This window comes from Paludibacterium purpuratum (assembly GCF_004363805.1).
GTDB lineage: Bacteria > Pseudomonadota > Gammaproteobacteria > Burkholderiales > Chromobacteriaceae > Paludibacterium > Paludibacterium purpuratum.
The window spans coordinates 171,486-191,289 of sequence record NZ_SNZP01000006.1; the positions used below are offsets into that span (position 1 = coordinate 171,486).

Here is a 19,804-nt window from a genome sequence, read left to right on the forward strand (position 1 = left end):
CGGGCTAGGCCGAGGTCCTCGCCAGCTTCAACTTGCCCACCAGCCAGGTATGGTCGTAGCTGACGATTTCGAACGGATTCCCAAACGGGTCGACGAAGGAAATCGAACAGAAGAAATGGTGATCGCACACCGAGTCGCGGGCGATGGTCACCCCCTCGCGACTCGTCACGCGCTCGCTAGCCAAGCGATCGATCCAATCCAGAAAATCTTGTCCGCTCACCACGAAGGCAATCGAGCCAGGCAGGCGGCTGGTCGCCTCCTCCTGGCTGACGGCAAACCGCACCGTGCCGCTCGGATTGGCCAGCATGGTCGTGGCATGCGGCTCGTCCTGCAGTTGACGGTAGCGCGGGTCGGGGTTGAGCCCCAATACCCGTTGGTACCAGGCGATCGCCTGGGCCGCGTCAGACACGCAAATATGGATGTGATCGATCTTCCCTAACGACAACATGCTGTTCCTTTATTTCTTTTCACTTTGCGCAACCGGGCACACCCTCGCCGGTTACTTAAGCATAGGCGCCAGATAGCGCCCCGTGTGACTCTGTGGATGCGCGGCCAACTGCTCCGGCGTGCCGGCGGCAATGATCTGCCCGCCCCCGCCGCCGCCTTCCGGCCCCAGGTCGATCAGCCAGTCGGCCGTCTTGATCACATCCAGATTATGCTCGATCACCACCACGGTGTTGCCGTTCTCGCGCAGGCGATGCAAGACCCTCAGCAATAGATCGATATCGTGGAAATGCAGACCGGTGGTCGGCTCGTCCAGGATATACAGCGTGCGGCCGGTGTCGCGCTTGGACAGTTCGAGCCCCAGCTTGACGCGCTGCGCCTCGCCGCCCGACAAGGTCGTCGCCGACTGGCCAAGCCGGATGTAACCCAGGCCGACATCCATCAAGGTCTGCAGTTTGCGCGCCACGGTCGGCACGGCGCTGAAGAACTCGAGCGCCTGCTCCACCGTCATTTCCAGCACTTCGTCGATACTCTTGCCCTTGTAGCGCACTTCCAGCGTCTCGCGGTTGTAGCGCTTGCCGTGGCAGACATCGCACGGCACATAGATGTCCGGCAGAAAATGCATTTCCACCTTGATCACGCCATCGCCCTGGCAGGCCTCGCAGCGGCCGCCCTTGACGTTGAACGAGAAACGCCCCGGACCGTAACCGCGCTCGCGCGAAATCGGCACCCCGGAAAACAATTCGCGAATCGGGGTGAACAAACCGGTATAGGTGGCCGGATTGGAGCGCGGCGTGCGCCCGATCGGGCTTTGATCGACATTGATCACCTTGTCCAGATGCTGCAGCCCTTCGATGTCGCGGTACGGCGACGGCTCTTCGCTGGCGCCGTTCAGATCGCGCGCGGCGATCTTGTACAGCGTATCGTTGATCAGCGTCGACTTGCCGGAGCCGGACACCCCGGTAACGCACACCAGCATGCCCAACGGCAGATCCAAGGTCACGTCCTGCAAATTATTGCCGCTTGCGCCGATCAGGCGCAGCATCCGCTCCGGATCCACCGGCCGGCGCGCCGACGGCAGATCGATCTTGCGACGACCCGACAGGAATTCGCCGGTCACCGACGTCGCGCAGTCGGCCACTTCTTTCGGCGTACCGGCAATCAGCACTTCGCCGCCGTGCTCGCCGGCGCCCGGCCCCATGTCGACCACGTAATCGGCGCTGCGGATCGCATCTTCATCGTGCTCCACCACGATCACGCTATTGCCCAGGTCGCGCAGACGCACCAGTGTGGCCAACAGCCGATCGTTGTCGCGCTGATGCAGGCCGATCGACGGTTCGTCCAGCACGTACATCACCCCGGTCAGGCCCGAACCGATCTGGCTGGCCAAGCGGATGCGTTGCGCCTCGCCGCCCGACAGGGTATCGGCGGAGCGCGCCAGACACAGATAGTCCAGCCCGACGTTGTTCAAGAAGGACACGCGCTCGCGCACTTCCTTGACGATCTTTTCCGCCACGGCCTGCTTCTGCCCACTGAAGGTCAGACCGTCGAAAAAGCTCGCGGCCTCCCTGAGCGACATCTGATTGATATCGTGCAGCGAACATCCTGCCACCAGTACATGGCGCGCCTCCAGGCGTAGGCGCGTCCCCTGGCAATGCGGACAGGTCTGGTTATTCTGGTACTTGGCCAGCTCCTCGCGCACCGCACTCGAATCGGTCTCGCGATAACGCCGCTCCAGGTTGGGCAGAATACCCTCGAACGGATGGCTGCGCGCGAAGCGCGTGCCGCGCTCCGACATATACATGAATTCGATGCTATCGCGGCCAGAGCCATGCAGCACGGCGTGCCGTACCCGCTCCGGCAACACCTCGAACGGTAGATCGAGATCGAAACCGTAATGCGCCGCCAGCGACTGCAGCATCTGGAAATAGAATTGGTTGCGCCGATCCCAACCCTTGATCGCCCCCGCGGCCAACGAGAGCTCGGGGTGCGCGACCACACGCCGCGGATCGAAGAAGGTCAGTTCGCCCAAACCATCGCACTTCGGGCAGGCGCCCATCGGATTATTGAACGAAAACAGTCGAGGCTCGAGTTCCGGCAGGCTGTACGAGCACACCGGGCACGCGAATTTCGCCGAGAACCAGTGTTCGGCGCCGCTATCCATCTCCACGGCGATCGCCCGGCCCTCGGCATGGCGCAACGCGGTCTCGAAGCTCTCCGCCAGGCGCTGCTGCATATCCGGCCGCACCTTGATACGGTCGATCACCACTTCGACGGTATGTTTCTTGTTCTTGTCGAGCTTGGGGACATTGTCCAGCTCGAGCACCTCGCCATCCACCCGCACGCGCACAAAGCCCTGGGCGCGTAGTTCGTCGAACAGGTCGAGGTTTTCGCCCTTGCGCCCCACCACCACCGGCGCCAGGATCATCACCCGGGTGTCCTCCGGCATGGCCAGCACATGGTCGACCATCTGCGAGACCGTCTGCGACGACAGCGGCACGCCATGTTCCGGGCAGTGCGGATCGCCGACGCGGGCATACAGCAAGCGCAGATAGTCATGAATTTCCGTCACCGTACCCACGGTGGAGCGCGGATTGTGGCTAGTGGCCTTCTGCTCGATGGAGATCGCCGGCGACAAGCCTTCGATCAGATCGACGTCGGGCTTTTCCATCAGTTGCAAAAACTGACGCGCATAGGCCGACAGCGATTCGACATAGCGGCGCTGCCCCTCGGCATAGAGCGTATCGAACGCCAACGACGACTTGCCGGAACCGGACAGGCCGGTGATCACGATCAGCTGATGCCGCGGCAGGTCGAGATTGATATTCTTGAGATTGTGGGTTCTGGCGCCACGTATACGAATGGTTTCCATGCCTCACTCACAGGGTCGGAGAACCTGATAATATACCCGAGTTGTGGATGCCAACTCCACCCGCATCTTAGATGAGCATCAATTTTGTAATTCGAATAACACGAGAACTGCCCCATTTACTCATGAATCCGCTTGAACTTCGCGCCAGTCTCGGCCTCGCCGGCATTTACGCCCTGCGCATGCTCGGGATGTTCCTGATCCTTCCCGTGTTCGCGCTCTACGCCAAGACCCTACCCGGCGCCGACAGCCCGACCTGGATCGGCATCGCTCTCGGCAGCTACGGCTTGACGCAGGCGCTGCTGCAATTGCCGTTCGGCATGTGGTCCGACCGCATCGGCCGTAAACGTGTGATCTATTTCGGCCTGATTCTGTTCGCGCTCGGTAGCTTTGTCGCCGCCGAAGCGCACAACATCGGCTGGCTGATCGCCGGCCGCGTCATCCAGGGCTCGGGCGCCGTTTCCGCCGCCGTGACCGCGCTATTGGCCGACCTGACGCGCGAGGAGAACCGCACCAAGGCGATGGCCATGATCGGTATGAGCATCGGCACCACCTTCGCCGTAAGCCTGGTCGTCGGCCCCTTGCTCGCACACTGGATCGGCGTCAACGGCATCTTCGCGCTCACTGGCGTGTTGACGTTGATGGCGCTCGTCGGCGTCAAATACATCATTCCCGACCCGGTGATCTCGCGCTTTCACTCCGACACCGAAACCAACACCAGCCGCCTGATGGATGTTCTGAAAAACCCGCAGCTACTGCGGCTGAACTTCGGTATCTTCGCGCTGCACGGCGCGCAGATGGCGATGTTCGTGGTCATCCCGTTCGCGTTGATCAGCACCGGGCATCTCGACAAGCAGCATCACTGGCAAGTCTACCTGCCGGTCACCCTCGGCGGCTTCTTGCTGATGGTACCGGCCATCGTCTACGGCGAAACCCGGCATAAGCTCAAGCAGGTGTTCGTCGGCGCCGTGGCGCTGATGACCGTGGCGCAGTTGGGCATGGCTTTCGCACTGACCTCGTTTTGGTGGATCGTCGGCTGGCTCGGCGCCTATTTCATCGCCTTCAACATCCTGGAAGCGACTCTGCCGTCGATCATTTCCAAAATCGCTCCGGCCGATGCCAAGGGAACGGCGATTGGCGTGTATAATACCGCCCAATCTTTCGGCCTATTCCTAGGCGCCGCCGCCGGTGGGTTGCTATATACCCACTTCGGCAGCACCGGCGTATTCTGCTTCACCGGCCTGATGATGCTCAGTTGGCTGATCATGGCCATGACCATGGTGCCGCCTGAGCCGGTCAAGTCGATGATGTTCCACATCGGCGAGAACTGGCGCGGCAATCCGCGCGAGCTGTCGCGCATGCTGGCATTGCAGCGCGGGGTCAAGGAAGCGGTCGTCATGCTGGAAGAACGCGTGGCCTACCTCAAGGTGTCCCAAAAGGACTGGGACGAAGCCTCGGTACAACAATTGATTCAGGAGACCAACTAAATGGCGTCCGTCAACAAAGTCATTCTCGTCGGCAATCTCGGCCGCGACCCGGAAGTGCGCTACATGCCGTCCGGCGACGCGATCGCCACGCTGTCCATCGCCACCACCGATAGCTGGATGGACAAGCAGTCCGGCCAACGCCAGGAACAGACCGAATGGCACCGTGTGGTGTTTTTCGGCAAGACCGCCGAAGTCGCCGCGCAATACCTGAAGAAGGGTTCGCAAGTTTACGTCGAAGGCTCGATCCGTACCCGCAAGTGGCAGGACAAGGAAACCGGCCAGGATCGCTTCAGCACCGAAATCCGCGGCGACCGCATGCAGATGCTGGGCGGCAAGAGCGGTGGCGGCGGCAGCGCCCCGATGGATGGCGGCGACGACTACGGCTATCAAGGCGGCCGCAACGATGCCCCGCCGCCTGCCGCCGCGCCGGCAGCACCGCGCCGTCAGGAATCGCGCCCGGCACCGAAACTGGACGATATCGACGACGATATTCCGTTCTGACCCGGAAGTTATTACAACGTAAAAACCCCAGCCATTGGTTTGGCTGGGGTTTTTTGTATTTCGCGAATAAGGCCAGCGATCCATTTTGCCGGCCATCCGGGTCTGATCACGATCACTGCTTAACGGGAGTGAACAAGAAATACTTTCGACTCGATCGTATCGAAATCTCCGATAGCGATTTCTTGAAAAACGAGATCGGTCGCGATCTCATTTCGGCAATGGCTGTCCGCTGTGATCATCCCGCTTCGCCAGCCAAATCAGTGCGGCGCCGGCGACGAAGGAAAAGCCAAGCAGCCACACGACGTGGTTGGTCGCCAACGTGACCGCCTGGTCTTGCAACAGGCGATCGAGCACGCCGCGCTGGCTATCCGGATTGCTATCCCCAGCCAGCCACTGCGGCTGCAGCCGTCCCGCCAGGGAGGCGCGAATGGCGGTGGTGTCGCTTTCCCAGAGCGTACCCAGCACCGACGCGGCCAAAGCGGCGGAAAAGGTGCGGACAAAGCTATTCAACCCGGCGGCCGAGGCGACCTCGTGTGGTTCGACACTGGAGAGCGATAGCGAGGTGAGCGGCACCACGAAAAATGGCATGCCCAGGCCGGCGAGCATGATCGGCAACGCGATGTGCCAATAGTCCATCTGGGGCGTGGCGGCCGCCCGGGCGAAAATCGTCACCGCCGCCACCCAGGCCACCCCGCCGGAAACCAGCCAGCGGCGGTCGACCACGGCGACGATGCGCGGCATCAGCGGCGCCATGACCAGAGAGAAAATACTGCCCCACGCCGTCGCGCGCCCGGCCCAGGTGGCGGTGTAGCCCATGCTGGTCTGCAGCCACAGAGGCACGATCACGTTGACGCCGAAAAAGGCGCCGAAGACCGCGCAGAGCGTGACGGTGGCAATGGCGAAGTTGCGGTGGCGGAAAACATGCAGGTTGATGATCGGCATCGGTTCCGTCAGCTCCCAGATCAGAAAGGCCAGAAAGCCGATGGCGGCGGCGATGGCCAAGGCGCAGATCAGGGCGGAGGCGAACCAGTTATGATCCTTGCCCAGATCCAGCATGATTTGCAGCGGCGCAACCCAGGCGACGAGCAAGCCGAAGCCGACGACATCGACTGTCCGCCGTTGGCTCGGCGTTTCGTAACGGCGCAGCGTCTTGGCGATGAGCACGGCCCCGGCGAGGCCGATCGGCACAGTGATGTAGAACAGCCAGGGCCAGGAAAGCTGGTCGCAGATCCAGCCGCCGACCATCGGCCCGGCGATGGGGGCGAGCGTGGCCGTCATGGCGAACAGGGTCATGGCGGTGTTCAGCTTGTTGCGCGGAAAAATCTGCCGTAGCAGCGTTTGCGCCATCGGAATCATCGGCCCGCCGGACAGGCCCTGCAGCACGCGGGCGCCCACCAGCATCGGCAACGACACGGACAGGCCGCAGAGCGCCGAGAAGACGGCAAAGCAGGTCATCGCGGTCACCAGCACGCGCACCGGCCCGAAACGGGCGGCAAGCCATCCCGCCAGCGGCACGGCAATGGCTTCCGCGACACTATAGGCGGTAATCACCCAGATGCCTTGCGTCGGCGAAACGCCCAGGGCGCCGGCGATATGCGGCAATGAAACATTGGCGATGGTCATATCCATCACCGCGATAAAGTTGGCCATTGCAAGCAAGCAGGCCGCGGCCCAGAGTGCCAAGCCCTGCAGACTGCCGGCAGTCTCGTCTCGAGGCGTGTGGGCGGGCATGGCGGGCCTCATGAGCGCGAATCGATCGCGGCGGTCATCGACAGGCCGACCTGCAACGGATGGGCGGCGAGCTCCCCCACCTCTAGGCGGATACGCACTGGCAAGCGCTGCACGACTTTGATCCAGTTGCCGGTGGCGTTCTGCGCCGGAATGACGGCGAACACGGCGCCGGTGCCGCCGCTGAAGCCCTCGACATACCCGTGATAGCGCACCGCGGAGCCGTAGCGGTCCGAAGTCAGCAGCACCGATTGGCCGACATGGACGCGCGCCAGCTGCCCTTCCATGAAATTGGCATCGACGTGGACTTGGCGCGACGGCACCACGTTGAGCAACAGGTTGCCCGCCTGCACGTATTGCCCGGGCTGGACTTGCCGCCGGGCGACAACGCCGTCCACCGGCGCACGGATCACCGTGCGCGCCAGATCGAGCTGTGCCTTTTGCCAGTGCGCGCGCGCCAACAGCACCTCTGGGTTGTCGTCGGCCGAAGCGTGGTCGATGAGGGTGGCATTGGCCTGACGCGTGCCCACGGCGGCCGAGTAGGTCGCGTCGGCCTGTTTGGCGACAGCGCGCGCGGCGGTCAGGTTGGTTTGCGCGGTCACCATGGCGCTTTGGCTCTTGGCCAACTCTTCCACCGAGACCGCGCCCGTGGCGGCCAGCGCCTGGCGGCGTTGCCACTCGGCCGTTGCCCGCTGCGCATCCGATTGCGCCGCGGCCAGTTGCGCCACGGCGCGCCGCACTTCCGATTGGCGCGCCAGGGTTTGCGCCGCCAGCGAACTGTCGGTGGCCTGATAGCCCCTCACCCGACGCTTGGCTTGCTCCAGTTCCGCCGCCGCCGCTTCCACGGCGATACGCGCATCGCTATCGTCCAGCAGCGCCAGCACGTCGGAAGCTTTGACCACTTGCGTATCCTCCACCGGCACAGTCTTGACCACGCCGGCGGTTTGCGCCGTCACCTGGGCGATGTCCGCTGCGACATAGGCGTCGTCGGTGCCGACGTAGCGCGAGCCGACCAGACGCCAGTAGCCGTAGCCGGCTGCCGCGCCCAGCGCGACCGTGGCCGCCAGGGCGAGAAACAGTTTCTTGCGCAGCGCCTTCATGGCCGTGCCATCTTGCGGCGCCGTCGTTGGGTGTTCCTGAGGCATGAGAAGCTCCTTTCCGTGTGCCGAGGGCACACCGATCCCGCTTTGCCGCGCGTGGCGGCAAAGTGGTCATCAATTTTTGGGATTAGTTCGGCGTCGCCGGGTCGGCGTAGCCGCCGCCGAGTGCCTTTTGCAAGGCGATGTCCAATTTCAGCGCCACCGCTTCCTGCTGCGCGAGGTCGCGCTCGCTGTCGATGGCGTCCTGTTCGCTGGCGAGCACATCCAGATAGGCGTCGATGCCCAGCGCGAAGCGCTGCCGGGCGATATCGCGCGCGGCAGCCGTGGCGTTTCGCGCGGCCTGCCGTTGCGCAAGAATCCGCTGATGCGCGTTGATCTCCGCGCCCACGTCGGCGATCACGCGCAACGCCTGCGCCACGCAGCGGTCGTAGTCCGCCACCGACTCGGCATACGACGCCTCCGCATCGCGCAGCTGAGCGCGCAATCCGTCGCGATCGAATAGCGGCAACGACACGGCGGGACCATAGCTGGCGGTCAGCGACCCGCGCTGGGTCAACACGTTCAAGCCGACCGACTGCAAGCCAAGCAGGCCCGACAGGCTGATATCGGGATAGAACGCGGCTTGGCGCTCGTCGATGTGCTGTCGGTGTGCCACCACCCTCAGCCTGGCGGCCGTCAGGTCGGGACGCCGTCCGATCAGGTTCAGCGTGACCTGCGACGGTAACGCGTAGGCAACCAGCATGCGGGCCGAGGGGCGCCGTATCGCCTGCCCGCGGTCTGGCCCGGCACCCATCAGGGCGGCAATCTGATGCTGGGTTTCGGCGATGCCGGCATCGATGCGCGCCGTCTCCGCCTCGGCTTGCGCCAGGCGATTTTGCGTTTGCAGCATCGCCACCTGGTTATCCATGCCGGCAGAGACACGTTGCCGTTGCAGGGCCTCTTGTTGTGTCAGCACGCGAGTGCTTTGCTGTTGCGCGTCGCGCTCGGCGAAACGCTGAGCCAGATCGGCATAAGCGCTGACGATGGCGGAGGACAGGGTCAGGCTGGCCTGGGCGACTTCCGCCCGCCGCGCCTCGCGTTCGCTGATGGCTTGCGCCAGTTGCGCACGCTGCCGGCCCCAGAAGTCGAGCTCCCAGCGGAAGTCCAGCGTGGCCTCCCCGGCGTGTTGCCAGTTGCCTGGCCGCGAGGCTGGCATATTGACGCTGGCCTTCTCGGCGCTGACGTCGGCGTTGGCGGTGACGCTGGGGTGCTGATCGGCGGCCGTCTGTCCGGCGATGGCGGCGGCTTGCGTTAGGCGGGCACGGGCGGCGGCGATATCCGGCGCATTGGCCAGCGCTTCGTCGATCAGGCCATCGAGCTGCGGATCGCCATAGCGGGTCCACCAGCGCGCACCGGGCCAGGATGAGGGCGTCGAGAGCAGGCTTTGCGTCGAGGCATAGCTGTCGACCGCCTTGGGCACGGGCAATGTCGCCGTCGCCGCCATCGTCTGGTTCAGTCCGATCGTACCGAGGCCGGCCCAGAGCAAACCGAGGATCCAGCGTCGTGGCGAGCGTGCGTCGATCATGAACGCCCCTTCTCTGCCGGTTGGCCTGGGAGGGTGTCCAGCGGTGGGAACGTGCAGTGGATCAGGCCGTCGATCATCACCTCGATCGCCCAGGGAGTACGGGCGAATTCGCCCGAGGTCATGGCGTGGCGCGTGGCATGGATGTGGGGGAACTCATCCGCGGAGATGTTTCTCAGCGTTGCCTTCACGTGCGTCAGCACCTCGCTGCGGGCCTCGCGAAAGCCGCGTTCGGCCGCAATGGCGGTGACGTAGAGCGTCAGCAGGTCAAAACCCCAGGCGGCGCGCTCTTGCTCGATGCCACCCTCGCGCAGCAGCCCCAGCATGTACTCGACCAGCCGCAGCGTGTTCTGGCCGAAGGGGATCGTTGCTTGTGCCAGCTGCGCCATGCCTGGGCGCGCCATCAGCACGTCCAGGTAGGAGATCAGCACGCGTTTGAGCTTTTCGCGCCACGTCTCGTTGGCCGGTGCCGCCAGCGAAACCTCGCCAACCGCGGCATCGAACATCTGGCCATGCAGCTCGCTCAGATTGGCGACGTAGACATAGAGCGAGGCCGCGCCGGTATCGAGCGCCGCGGCCACCTTGCGCATGCTCAAGCCTTCCAGGCCGCCTTGGGCGAGGACGTCGAGCGCGGTCTGCACGATGATCTCGCGGCTCAGTGGCGCTTTGGCCGGCCGCGCGCGGCGGCTGACGGTAGAGGGGGAGTTTTTCTTTTCCATTCCGGCACAATAACCAAACGAACACCGTTCGTCAAGAACAGTGTTCGTTTGGCTTTTGACGCTTGGCAGCACGATTTCGGCCGCAGCCTTTGCAATGAGGCGTCAGCACTGGATACAGAATGGACGCTTGAAACGGAGGGACAAATACAGGCGGCCTAATCAGACGCAGCGACTGCTTTGTTACCTCATAACAACAAACTTGGTAAAAATTTCAAGATCAAAACACCACCATTGACAGATTATCAATTGGCAAGTAGAATGCCTCAGCAGGATTTTCAAGTGCCATATCTATCGATACCTCGTTGCCCACCAAGTTGGTCTTCTTTGTTTCCATATCTATTCCTTGACTATCATGCTTTCTGGCAATTGTATTGCTCTTACTGAAACAAGGAGTGCATTATGGAAACAGGTACCGTTAAATTTTTCAATGACGCCAAAGGTTTTGGCTTTATTACCCCGGACAATGGCGGCGATGATCTTTTCGCTCACTTCTCCGAGATTCGTGCGGATGGCTTCAAATCCCTGCATGAAGGCCAAAAAGTGAGCTTCACCAGAGCAAAGGGCCAAAAAGGCCCGGCTGCAACCGCTATCCAGCCGCTGTAAGCATTGCCTCTGCAATAATAAAAAGCCCCACATGGGGCTTTTTTTATTAATAGCGATTTATTTTCAGTTATTTACCTTATAGCCAGCACGCTGCGCGTGGCTGTTAACGTCTGGGCCTTCTTGGCGCCATATGCTCTAGCTTGGCTGTTGGGTGTCGGAAATTGATTCGCCCCTTGGTGAGGTCATAGGGCGACATTTCAACAGTGACACGATCCCCTGCAAGCACACGAATACGGTGCAGTTTCATTTTGCCGGAGCCATAAGCGAGAATTTCCACGTTGTTGTCTAGTCGGACTCGAAAGCGGGATTCCGGCAACATCTCGATAACGACGCCTTCCAGTTCAATCATGTCTTCTTTTGACACAGTAGTTCCAATACGAAAAAGTAGCGAGCCAAGCGCGTACGAACACACGCCAGCGTAGTTGATGACTTCGTAAACCTGGGCGGAAAGTGCTGTACGGAACGACAGCAGTTAAGGCGAGGCAGGCAGCGGTCGGGCGTGCCACCTTGAAGAGATGGTGGCATCTTGCATGCCACATCATTGATTTGTCAATTTTTTAAATACCGTTTAATACAGCGGGGGCAAGGCACCCACCGCTCTCCCGACCTTGAGCAAGTGCTCAACCATTTTTCATGGGCGCGCCAAACGGCGGGCCAACTCACAGGAAACGCTCACGCATGGCCGCGGCAAACGCGGCCGCCTTTTCGCGGGTCTCGGCCAACGCTTGCCCCGGTCGGAAGAGCGCGCCGCCGATGCCGAAGCCATCCGCGCCGGCGGAAAGCCAAGTCGGCACGCTCTCCAACGTCACGCCGCCCACCGGCAACATGCGCGCCTCGGCCGGCAGCACGGTGCGCAGCGCCTTGAGCGCGGACGGCGGCACCGCCTCGCCGGGAAACAGCTTGAGCCCATGCGCGCCGTGGCGCAGCGCGGTGAAGCACTCACTGGCCGTCTGCACTCCCGGCAACGTGACCAAGCCCTGGTCATGCGCTGCCGCCAGCACATTCAAGTCCAGATTGGGCGCCACGATCAGCCGGCCACCCGCCGCCGCCACCGCCCCCACCTGAACCGCGGACAACACCGTGCCGGCGCCGATCAGCATGCGCCCGCCCCAGCGCGCGGCCAGGCGGCGGATACTCTCCAGCGGCTCGGGCGAGTTGAGCGGCACCTCGACCATGCGCCAGCCGGCCAGATACAACGCCTCGGCCACCGGCTCGACCACGTCTGGCGTGATGCCGCGCAAAATCGCCACTAGCGGCAACGCCGCCATGGCGGCCGCCAGGCTCAGCGGCGGATCGCCTACCTTGTCCATCGCTTTCCCCTTCATAACCACCCTGCCTGCCGGGCCAACGACCATAAACCGGCCGCGGCAGCCTGGTCGCCGTCGATACAGACGGCATCGACGCCGAACGACCGCAGTGCGGTGGCGTAGCAGTGCGCCAGGCGCGGCGCGGCAACGATGCCGCATAGCCGAACCGGCGTGTCGGTGGCGCGCGCGAGACCGGCCTGGATTTCATAGCCGATCAACAAGCCGGATAGCCACCACGTCAACGCCTCGGCCGGCATGGCGTCCAACACACCGCGGGCGCGCACGCCGAACAGCTGGTGCAGCCAGTCCGGGTGCGCCACCGCCGCCTCCACACCCTGCAAGAAAGGCTCGGACCGCCAGTCGCCCTCGACGATCAGCCCGGCCAGCAAGCTATGCCGGCTCAACAGCGCGTACATCTCGCCGGTCATATAGGTGGCCAACTCGGCGATGCCGCCTTGGCGTAGCCGGATCCACTTGCAGTGCGTGCCCGGCGTCAGCAGCCAATCCAGCTGTTCGAACCGCGGACAGACCGCCGGTAAGCCGGCGATCTGGGTTTCCTCGCCGCGCATGACGTCGCGGAAGCCATCGCGACGATTGTCATGGCTGATGCCCGGCACAATCGCCACCTGGCGCCCCCGCCAGTCGAAAGCGTGTAGGCTGGCGGCCAAATCGGCCAGGGAAGCCGGCGTCGGCAGATAGCCGCATTCGCGCCAGCCGTTGCGGCTACCGACCATACCGCACAGCAATAGCGGCAGGGCGGGACAATCGTTCAGCCAATCGCCGAGCCAGTCGGCCAGCACGCCAGCACAAGCCTCGCCCTGGTGATGGGCAATGCCGATAGCGGCGGCGCGTTCCGCCAGCACGCCGCCGTCGCGACCGAACAGAAAGGCGCGGGCGTTGCTGGAGCCCCAGTCCACCCCGATCAAGGCGGCCGGCGTCATTTGTTCTTGTAATACACGTCCACCCATACCGCCCCCAGCAACACGAGTCCCTTGATCACTTGCTGGTAGTCGATACCGATGCCCAGCAGAGACATACCGTTGTTCATCACCCCCATGATGAAGGCACCGATCACCGCCCCCATCACTTTGCCCACGCCACCCGAGGCCGAGGCGCCACCGATGAAGCAGGCGGCGATCACATCCAGCTCGAAGCCGAGCCCGGCCTTGGGCGTCGCGGTGTTCAGCCGCGCAGCGAACACCAGCCCGCCGAGCGCCGCCAGCACACCCATGTTGACGAAGGTGTAGAAGGCCAGTCGACGAGTGTCGATGCCTGACAGGCGGGTCGCCTTTTCGTTGCCGCCCAACGCGTAGACGCGTCGGCCCAAGGTGGTGTGATTAGTGACGAAGTGGTAGACCGCCACCAGCGCGCCCATGATGATCAGCACGTTTGGCAGCCCCTTGTAATCGCATAGCTTGTAGCTGAAAAACAAGATGAAGACAGTAATGGCCAGCATCTTCAGCCAGAAGAACGGCGCCGGCTCGTCTTCCATGCCATGGCGCAGATGCGCCTGGCGGTGGCGGATGCCGCGCGCCAACAGCGAGAGCGCCACCGCGGCACCGATCAGGAGCGAGGTCAGCCGCAGCCCTTGCGGCTCGATGAACTCGGGGATGAAGCCCGAGCTGAGTTTTTGGAAAAACTCTGGGAACGGGCCGATCGACTGGCCATCCAGCAGCGTCAGCGTCAAGCCGCGGAACACCAGCATGCCGGCCAGGGTGACAATGAAAGCGGGAATGCGGTGGTAGGCAACGAAATACCCCTGCGCCGCGCCGATCAGCGCGCCAACCAGCAGGCACAGCACGGCGGCCAACGCGACCGGCAGCTGATACTGCACCATCAAAACCGCCGCCAGCGCGCCGATGAAGCCGGCCACCGACCCTACCGATAAATCGATGTGGCCGGCCACGATCACCAGCAGCATGGCCAGCGCCATGATGACGATGTAACTGTTCTGCAGCAGCAGATTGGTCAGGTTCAGCGGCATCATTAGCGTGCCTTCGGTCTTGACCTGGAAGAACAGCATGATCGCCAGCAACGACAGGAACATGGCGTATTCGCGCAGGTTCTTGCGCAAGAAACCGCCGTAGTGTTTTTTCTCGGCGGGCATGACAACCGTCTCATCCATAGTTAGCTACTCCCGAGGCACGCACGATGGCGCCCATGATATTTTCCTGCGAGGCCTGTGCGGCGGTGAACTCGCCCACCATCCGCCCCTCGTTCATCACATAGATGCGATCGCACATCCCCAACAGTTCCGGCATCTCCGACGAGATCATCAGCACGCATTTTCCTTCGGCGGCCAACTGGCTGATGATGGTGTAGATCTCGTACTTGGCGCCGACGTCCACTCCGCGCGTGGGCTCGTCCAGAATCAACACTTCCGGCTGCGAGAACAGCCACTTGCTCAGCACCACTTTCTGCTGGTTACCGCCGGAAAGATCCATCACCGGCTGGGTCGCGCCGGAAGAACGGATCTTCAGCTTGGCGCGAAAGTCTTCCGCCGCGCGGAACTCGCGTCCGCGGTCGATCACCGTGTGCCTCGACACCCGGTCGAGATTAGGCAAGGTGATATTGCGCACAATGTCGTCGTGCAGAATCAGCCCCAAGGCCTTGCGATCCTCGGTGACGTAGGCGATACCGTGGTCGATGGCCTTACGCACGGTGCTGACATCCACCGCACGGCCATGCAGCCGCACCTCGCCGCCGACATGCTTGCCGTAGGCACGGCCGAACACGCTCATGGCCAGTTCGGTGCGGCCCGCCCCCATTAAGCCGGCGATGCCGACGATCTCGCCCTTACGCACCGCCAGGTCGACACCCTTGATCGCCAGCCGATCCGGATGCGCCGGATGCTGGACGCGCCAGTCGCGCAGCTCGAACACCACGTCCCCGATCTTCGGCGTGCGGCGCGGATAGCGGTCGGACATCTCCCGCCCCACCATGCGCTGAATCACCCGGCCCTCGCTGATGTCGCCTTCCGCATAATCCATGGTCTCGATCACCGCGCCGTCGCGGATGACGGTGATGCGATCGGCCACCTTGGCGATTTCGTTGAGCTTGTGCGAGATCAGGATGCAGGTCACCCCCGACTCGCGCTGCAGCTCCAGCAGCAAGTCCAGCAAGGCGTCGCTGTCGGTTTCGTTCAGACTGGAGGTCGGCTCGTCCAAAATCAGGAGCCGCACGTTCTTGGACAGCGCCTTGGCGATTTCCACCAGTTGCTGCTTGCCCACGCCCAATTCGGATACCGGCGTGGTCGGCGACTCCCGCAACCCCACCCTGTCCAGCAAGGTCCGAGTACGGGTATGGGCGTATGCCCAGTCGATCACGCCGCATCGCGCCGGCTCGTTACCGAGAAAAATGTTCTCGGCGATCGACAACTGCGGCACCAGCGCCAGCTCCTGGTGAATGATGATGATGCCCTGGCGCTCGGAGTCGGCGATGCCGCCAAACGCTTGCACCTGGCCATCGAATACGATATCGCCGCGATAGGAGTCGTGCGGGTAGACCCCACTGAGCACCTTCATCAAGGTCGACTTGCCCGCGCCGTTCTCGCCGACGATGGCATGAATCTCGCCGGCGCGAACATTGAGATTAACGTGACTCAAGGCGACGACACCGGGGAATTCCTTGGTGATGTCGCGCATTTCCAGAATCGCTTCCACTCTGCCACCTATGCGGATGGGTCCGGCCCAACCGGCCCGGATCTGCGTCAACCACCGCCGCCGGCTGCATCGTCATGACGCGGCCGGCGGCGGACCTGGGATCGCGCAAGGCGTCAGTGAATCTGATTTTCCCGGTAGTAACCGCTGCCGACCAGCACCGGCTTCCAGTTGCCGATATCGACGCTCACCGGCTTGAGCAGCAAGGCCGGCACCACTTTGACGCCGTTGTTGTAGGTCTTGGTATCGTTGACCGGCACCTTCTGGCCGCTCAGCATGGTGTCGATCATGCCGACGGTGTCGCGCGCCAGTTGGCGGGTGTCCTTGAACACCGTGGAGGCTTGCTCATGCGCCAGGATCGACTTGACCGAGGGCAGCTCGGCATCCTGACCGGTCACCACCGGCATCGGCTTGCCGGCGCCGCCATAGCCCACGCCCTTGAGCGAGGAAAGGATGCCGATACTGATGCCGTCGTACGGCGACAGCACGGCGTCGAGGTGGGCATTGCCGTAGTTGGCGCTGAGCAGATTGTCCATACGCGCCTGGGCGGTGGCGCCGTCCCAGCGCAGGGTCGACACCTTATCCATGCCCATCTGCTTGCTACGCACCACCAGCTTGCCCTTGTCGATATACGGCTTGAGCACCGACATGGCGCCGTTGTAGAAGAAATAGGCATTGTTATCGTCAGGCGAACCGCCGTACAGTTCGATATTGAACGGCCCCTTGCCGTCTTTCAGGTGTAGCGCCTGAACGATATACCCGCCCTGCAGCACGCCCACCTGGAAATTATCGAACGTGGCGTAGTAGTCGACGTTCTTGCTGTCGCGGATCAGGCGGTCATAGGCAATCACCTTGATGCCCTTGCTCGCCGCCTTGCTCAGCACGTCGGTCAGCGACTTGTTGTCGATCGGCGCGACCACCAGCACTTTCGGTTCCTTGGTGATCATGTTCTCGATCTGCGCCAGTTGGTTGGGGATATCGTCCTCGGCGTATTGCAGATCGGCGCGATAGCCCCGCTCCTGCAAGAATTTCACCATGCTGTTGCCATCGGAGATCCAGCGCGCCGACGACTTGGTCGGCATGGAAATCGCCACCAGCCCCTTCTCGGCGGCGTGGGCGAAGCTAGGGATCAGGGTGGCGGCCGCCAGCAGCAGGCCTAGGGCGTGTCGTTTCATGGTCATCTCCTTTGTCTGTTCTATTTAGTGTGCAGCCGGCCACAACCGGGCTGCGAACTGCCTCATGCCCCGCAAGCGGGACGGGTACGGCCTTACGACCCAACAACCCGATTCAGGCGGCGGTGTAGGCCGTCTTCACCGTGGTATAAAACTCGACGGCATGGCGCCCCTGCTCGCGCGGCCCGGCGCTGGAGGCCTTGCGCCCGCCAAACGGCACGTGATAATCCACGCCGGCGGTCGGCAGGTTCACCATCACCATGCCGGCCGCCGCCTGGCGCTTGAACTGGCTGGCCAGTTTCAACGACTGAGTGCAGATGCCGGCGCACAGGCCGAATTCGGTCTCGTTGGCCAATTGCATCGCTTGTTCGAAAGAGCCGACCGGCAAAACCACCGCCACCGGCCCGAAGATTTCCTCGCGGGCAATGCGCATCGACGGCGCGCCGGCGAACAATGTCGGTTGTAGGTAATGCCCGCGCGGGCTGAGCGGCAGTATGTCGCCGCCATACAGCAGCTTGGCGCCCTCTTCGACCCCGGCGCGGATGTAGTCCAGATCGGTCTGCAACTGCTTGGCGTCCACCACCGGGCCCATTTCCACGCCCTGCGCCACCGCGTTGCCCACCTTGAGCGTCGACAGGCGCTGCTTGACCGCCTGCACGAACCGGTCGTGAATGCCCCGCTGCACAATCAGGCGGCTAGACGCGGTGCAACGCTGGCCGGTGGAGAAAAAGGCGCCGTTGACGGCGGCATTGACGGCAACCTCCAAGTCGGCGTCGTCCAGCACGATCAGGGGATTCTTGCCGCCCATCTCCAACTGCACCCGCGCGCCGCGCCGCCCGGCACTGTCCCGGATCTGGCGTCCGACTGCGGTCGAGCCGGTAAAGCTGACCGCGTCGACCTGCGCGTGGGCGACAAGGGCCTGCCCCACCTGGCGGCCGCTGCCCATCACCATGTTGAACACCCCGGCCGGCACCCCGGCGCGATGCAAGATATCCGCCAGCGCCCAGGCGCAGCCCGGCACGAGCTCGGCCGGCTTGAACACCACGGTATTGCCGTAGGCCAGCGCCGGTGCGATCTTCCACGCCGGAATGGCCATGGGAAAATTCCACGGCGTAATCAGGCCAACCACGCCGACCGGCTCGCGCCGGATCTCCACCTCGACGCCCGGCCGCACCGAGGCCAGGCTCTCACCCGGAATGCGCAACGCCTCGCCGGCGAAGAACTTGAAAATCTGTCCGGCGCGCGCCACCTCGGCCACCGCCTCCGGCAGGGTCTTGCCCTCCTCGCGCGCCAAGAGCAGCCCCAGCTCCTGCTTGCGCGCCAACAGCTCCGTACCGGCCGCGTCCAGGATGTCCGCGCGGCGCTGCACGCCGCAATCGGCCCACACCGACTGCGCCGCGGCGGCCGCCTCCACCGCCTCCTCGGCATCGGCGACGCTGCCGCGCACATACTCGCCCACCGGCGCGTCGAGTTCGGACGGGTTCTCATCCAAGCCCACGGTGGAACCGTGCACCCAGCGGCCGTTGATGTAGTTGCGATACACAGGCAGGTTCATAGGCTCACCACCGCTTCGATGGAGAAATGGGTCGGCGCCAATGCCACCGTGTTCCTTAGCGCCGGGCCGAAGCCCGGCAGCCGCAGCTCGAAGGTGTCGCCCGACTCGACGTGCACGCCGTCGGCGAAGCTGAGCGTGGCGGTGCCGAAGAAATGCAGGTGTACGTCGCCCGGCCGCAGGAACTGTGCGTATTTGAAGTGGTGATATTCCAGGTTGGCGATGCTGTGGCACATATTGGCCTCGCCGGTGAGGAACGTCCGCTGCCACAACACCTTGCCGCCACGCTCGATGCGGCTCTCGCCGGTCAAGTCCGCCGGCAGCGGCCCGACACGCAGCGCCGGACCGATGGCGCAAGGCCGCAGCTTGGAATGAGCCAGATACAGGTAATTCTGCCGCTCGGTCACATGGTCGGAGAACTCGTTGCCGACGGCGAAGCCCAGCCGATAAGGGCGGCGGTCTGGGCCGATCAGGTACAGCCCCACGAGCTCGGGCTCCTCGCCGTGGTCGAGGGCGAAATCGGGTGACGGCAGCGGCTGTCCGGGTGCGACGACAATGCCGCCGTCGCCTTTATAGAACCACTCCGGTTGTGTGCCGGGCCTGCCGGGGCTATGTTTGCCGCCGGCCACGCCCCACTGAAACATCTTCATGCTGTCGGTTGGCGCCTTGCCGTCGGCTTCGGCCTGAGCCTGATGCATCTGGTCGCGCGTGGCGGCGCTACCCAAATGCGTCAGCCCGGTACCGGTGACGTGGCAATGCGCCGCGTCCGCGTGCGTCAGCGGCGGCAAGAGCGACCTGGCCTGTGCAAGCTCGGCGAAGGCCACCGGTTCGCCCAGCCGGCGCGTCGACAGCTCGGCGGCCAGGTCGCGCCCGGCGGCAATGGCGGCCCAGGCCAAGTCATAACAAGACGCCGCGCCGAGCACCGGGCGGCACTGCTCGCCATCCTCCGACAGCAACCCGACACAGGGCAGTCGTCCCCGATCTAGATATTGAATCAACAGCATGATCACCTTCCGCACGAGATCTATGTCTGCTGCATGCTATCCGACAGAAAGATATGCTTCTAATGAAATAATGACTAAGATCAATAGCAAAATAGATA

General features: G+C 63.2%; 17 protein-coding genes. 3 read left to right on the top strand and 14 right to left on the bottom strand.

All coding sequences use genetic code 11. The annotated features are described in order from the left end of the window. Positions 1 to 4: 4 nt before the first annotated feature. Positions 5 to 448 (bottom strand): VOC family protein, encoded by a 444-nt coding sequence (locus DFP86_RS09065; RefSeq protein ID WP_133680352.1) that lies wholly within the window; start codon positions 446 to 448, stop codon positions 5 to 7. Positions 449 to 499: 51 nt separating this feature from the next. Further along, positions 500 to 3,316 carry an excinuclease ABC subunit UvrA gene (gene uvrA / locus DFP86_RS09070; RefSeq protein ID WP_133680354.1) on the bottom strand — a complete coding sequence of 939 codons (2,817 nt, stop codon included), beginning with the start codon at positions 3,314 to 3,316 and terminating at the stop codon, positions 500 to 502. A gap of 122 nt (positions 3,317 to 3,438) precedes the next feature. Here uvrA and DFP86_RS09075 point away from each other — a divergent pair, with 122 nt between their 5' ends. Then, complete coding sequence (locus tag DFP86_RS09075; RefSeq protein ID WP_133680356.1) at positions 3,439 to 4,800, top strand: MFS transporter; 1,362 nt, start codon at positions 3,439 to 3,441, stop codon at positions 4,798 to 4,800. Next, entirely contained in the window at positions 4,801 to 5,301 is a 501-nt protein-coding gene (gene ssb, locus DFP86_RS09080; protein WP_133680358.1) for a single-stranded DNA-binding protein, read from the top strand. Positions 5,302 to 5,508: 207 nt separating this feature from the next. Here ssb and DFP86_RS09085 read toward each other — a convergent pair whose 3' ends face one another. From DFP86_RS09085 to DFP86_RS09100, 4 genes are all read right to left on the bottom strand, one after another. Beyond that, on the bottom strand, positions 5,509 to 7,032 hold the full coding sequence (locus tag DFP86_RS09085) for a DHA2 family efflux MFS transporter permease subunit (RefSeq protein WP_133680360.1): 1,524 nt from the start codon (positions 7,030 to 7,032) through the stop codon (positions 5,509 to 5,511). 8 nt (positions 7,033 to 7,040) lie between these two features. After that, complete coding sequence (locus DFP86_RS09090; protein WP_133680362.1) at positions 7,041 to 8,174, bottom strand: HlyD family efflux transporter periplasmic adaptor subunit; 1,134 nt, start codon at positions 8,172 to 8,174, stop codon at positions 7,041 to 7,043. Positions 8,175 to 8,256: 82 nt separating this feature from the next. Next, entirely contained in the window at positions 8,257 to 9,693 is a 1,437-nt protein-coding gene (locus tag DFP86_RS09095; RefSeq protein ID WP_133680364.1) for an efflux transporter outer membrane subunit, read from the bottom strand. Next, entirely contained in the window at positions 9,690 to 10,409 is a 720-nt protein-coding gene (locus tag DFP86_RS09100; RefSeq protein WP_133680366.1) for a TetR/AcrR family transcriptional regulator, read from the bottom strand. Before DFP86_RS09100 ends, DFP86_RS09095 begins: the two co-directional genes overlap by 4 nt. 399 nt (positions 10,410 to 10,808) lie before the next feature. On the opposite strand from DFP86_RS09100, the gene DFP86_RS09105 reads away from it, so the two are divergent. Further along, positions 10,809 to 11,012, top strand: coding sequence for a cold-shock protein (locus tag DFP86_RS09105; RefSeq protein ID WP_133680368.1), 204 nt, complete (start codon positions 10,809 to 10,811; stop codon positions 11,010 to 11,012). A 103-nt stretch (positions 11,013 to 11,115) separates the two neighbouring features. Here DFP86_RS09105 and infA read toward each other — a convergent pair whose 3' ends face one another. The 8 genes from infA to araD1 form a co-directional block, all read right to left on the bottom strand. After that, positions 11,116 to 11,376 (bottom strand): translation initiation factor IF-1, encoded by a 261-nt coding sequence (gene infA / locus DFP86_RS09110; RefSeq protein WP_133680370.1) that lies wholly within the window; start codon positions 11,374 to 11,376, stop codon positions 11,116 to 11,118. 295 nt (positions 11,377 to 11,671) lie between these two features. Continuing rightward, positions 11,672 to 12,322 (bottom strand): 2-dehydro-3-deoxy-6-phosphogalactonate aldolase, encoded by a 651-nt coding sequence (locus DFP86_RS09115; protein WP_133680372.1) that lies wholly within the window; start codon positions 12,320 to 12,322, stop codon positions 11,672 to 11,674. Between the two features lie 11 nt (positions 12,323 to 12,333). Beyond that, a complete protein-coding gene (locus DFP86_RS09120; protein WP_166642211.1) occupies positions 12,334 to 13,260 on the bottom strand; it encodes a 2-dehydro-3-deoxygalactonokinase in 927 nt (308 codons plus the stop codon). Next, entirely contained in the window at positions 13,257 to 14,444 is a 1,188-nt protein-coding gene (mmsB, locus tag DFP86_RS09125; RefSeq protein WP_133680377.1) for a multiple monosaccharide ABC transporter permease, read from the bottom strand. The genes DFP86_RS09120 and mmsB overlap by 4 nt, the downstream gene beginning before the upstream one ends. Continuing rightward, a complete protein-coding gene (mmsA, locus tag DFP86_RS09130; protein WP_133680379.1) occupies positions 14,437 to 15,981 on the bottom strand; it encodes a multiple monosaccharide ABC transporter ATP-binding protein in 1,545 nt (514 codons plus the stop codon). Before mmsA ends, mmsB begins: the two co-directional genes overlap by 8 nt. Positions 15,982 to 16,094: 113 nt before the next feature. Further along, positions 16,095 to 17,153, bottom strand: coding sequence for a multiple monosaccharide ABC transporter substrate-binding protein (chvE, locus tag DFP86_RS09135; RefSeq protein ID WP_133680381.1), 1,059 nt, complete (start codon positions 17,151 to 17,153; stop codon positions 16,095 to 16,097). Between the two features lie 112 nt (positions 17,154 to 17,265). Next, positions 17,266 to 18,705, bottom strand: a complete 1,440-nt coding sequence (locus tag DFP86_RS09140) for an aldehyde dehydrogenase family protein (RefSeq protein ID WP_133680383.1) — start codon at positions 18,703 to 18,705, stop codon at positions 17,266 to 17,268. After that, positions 18,702 to 19,706, bottom strand: a complete 1,005-nt coding sequence (gene araD1, locus DFP86_RS09145) for an AraD1 family protein (protein WP_133680385.1) — start codon at positions 19,704 to 19,706, stop codon at positions 18,702 to 18,704. The genes DFP86_RS09140 and araD1 overlap by 4 nt, the downstream gene beginning before the upstream one ends. Positions 19,707 to 19,804 lie beyond the last annotated feature (98 nt).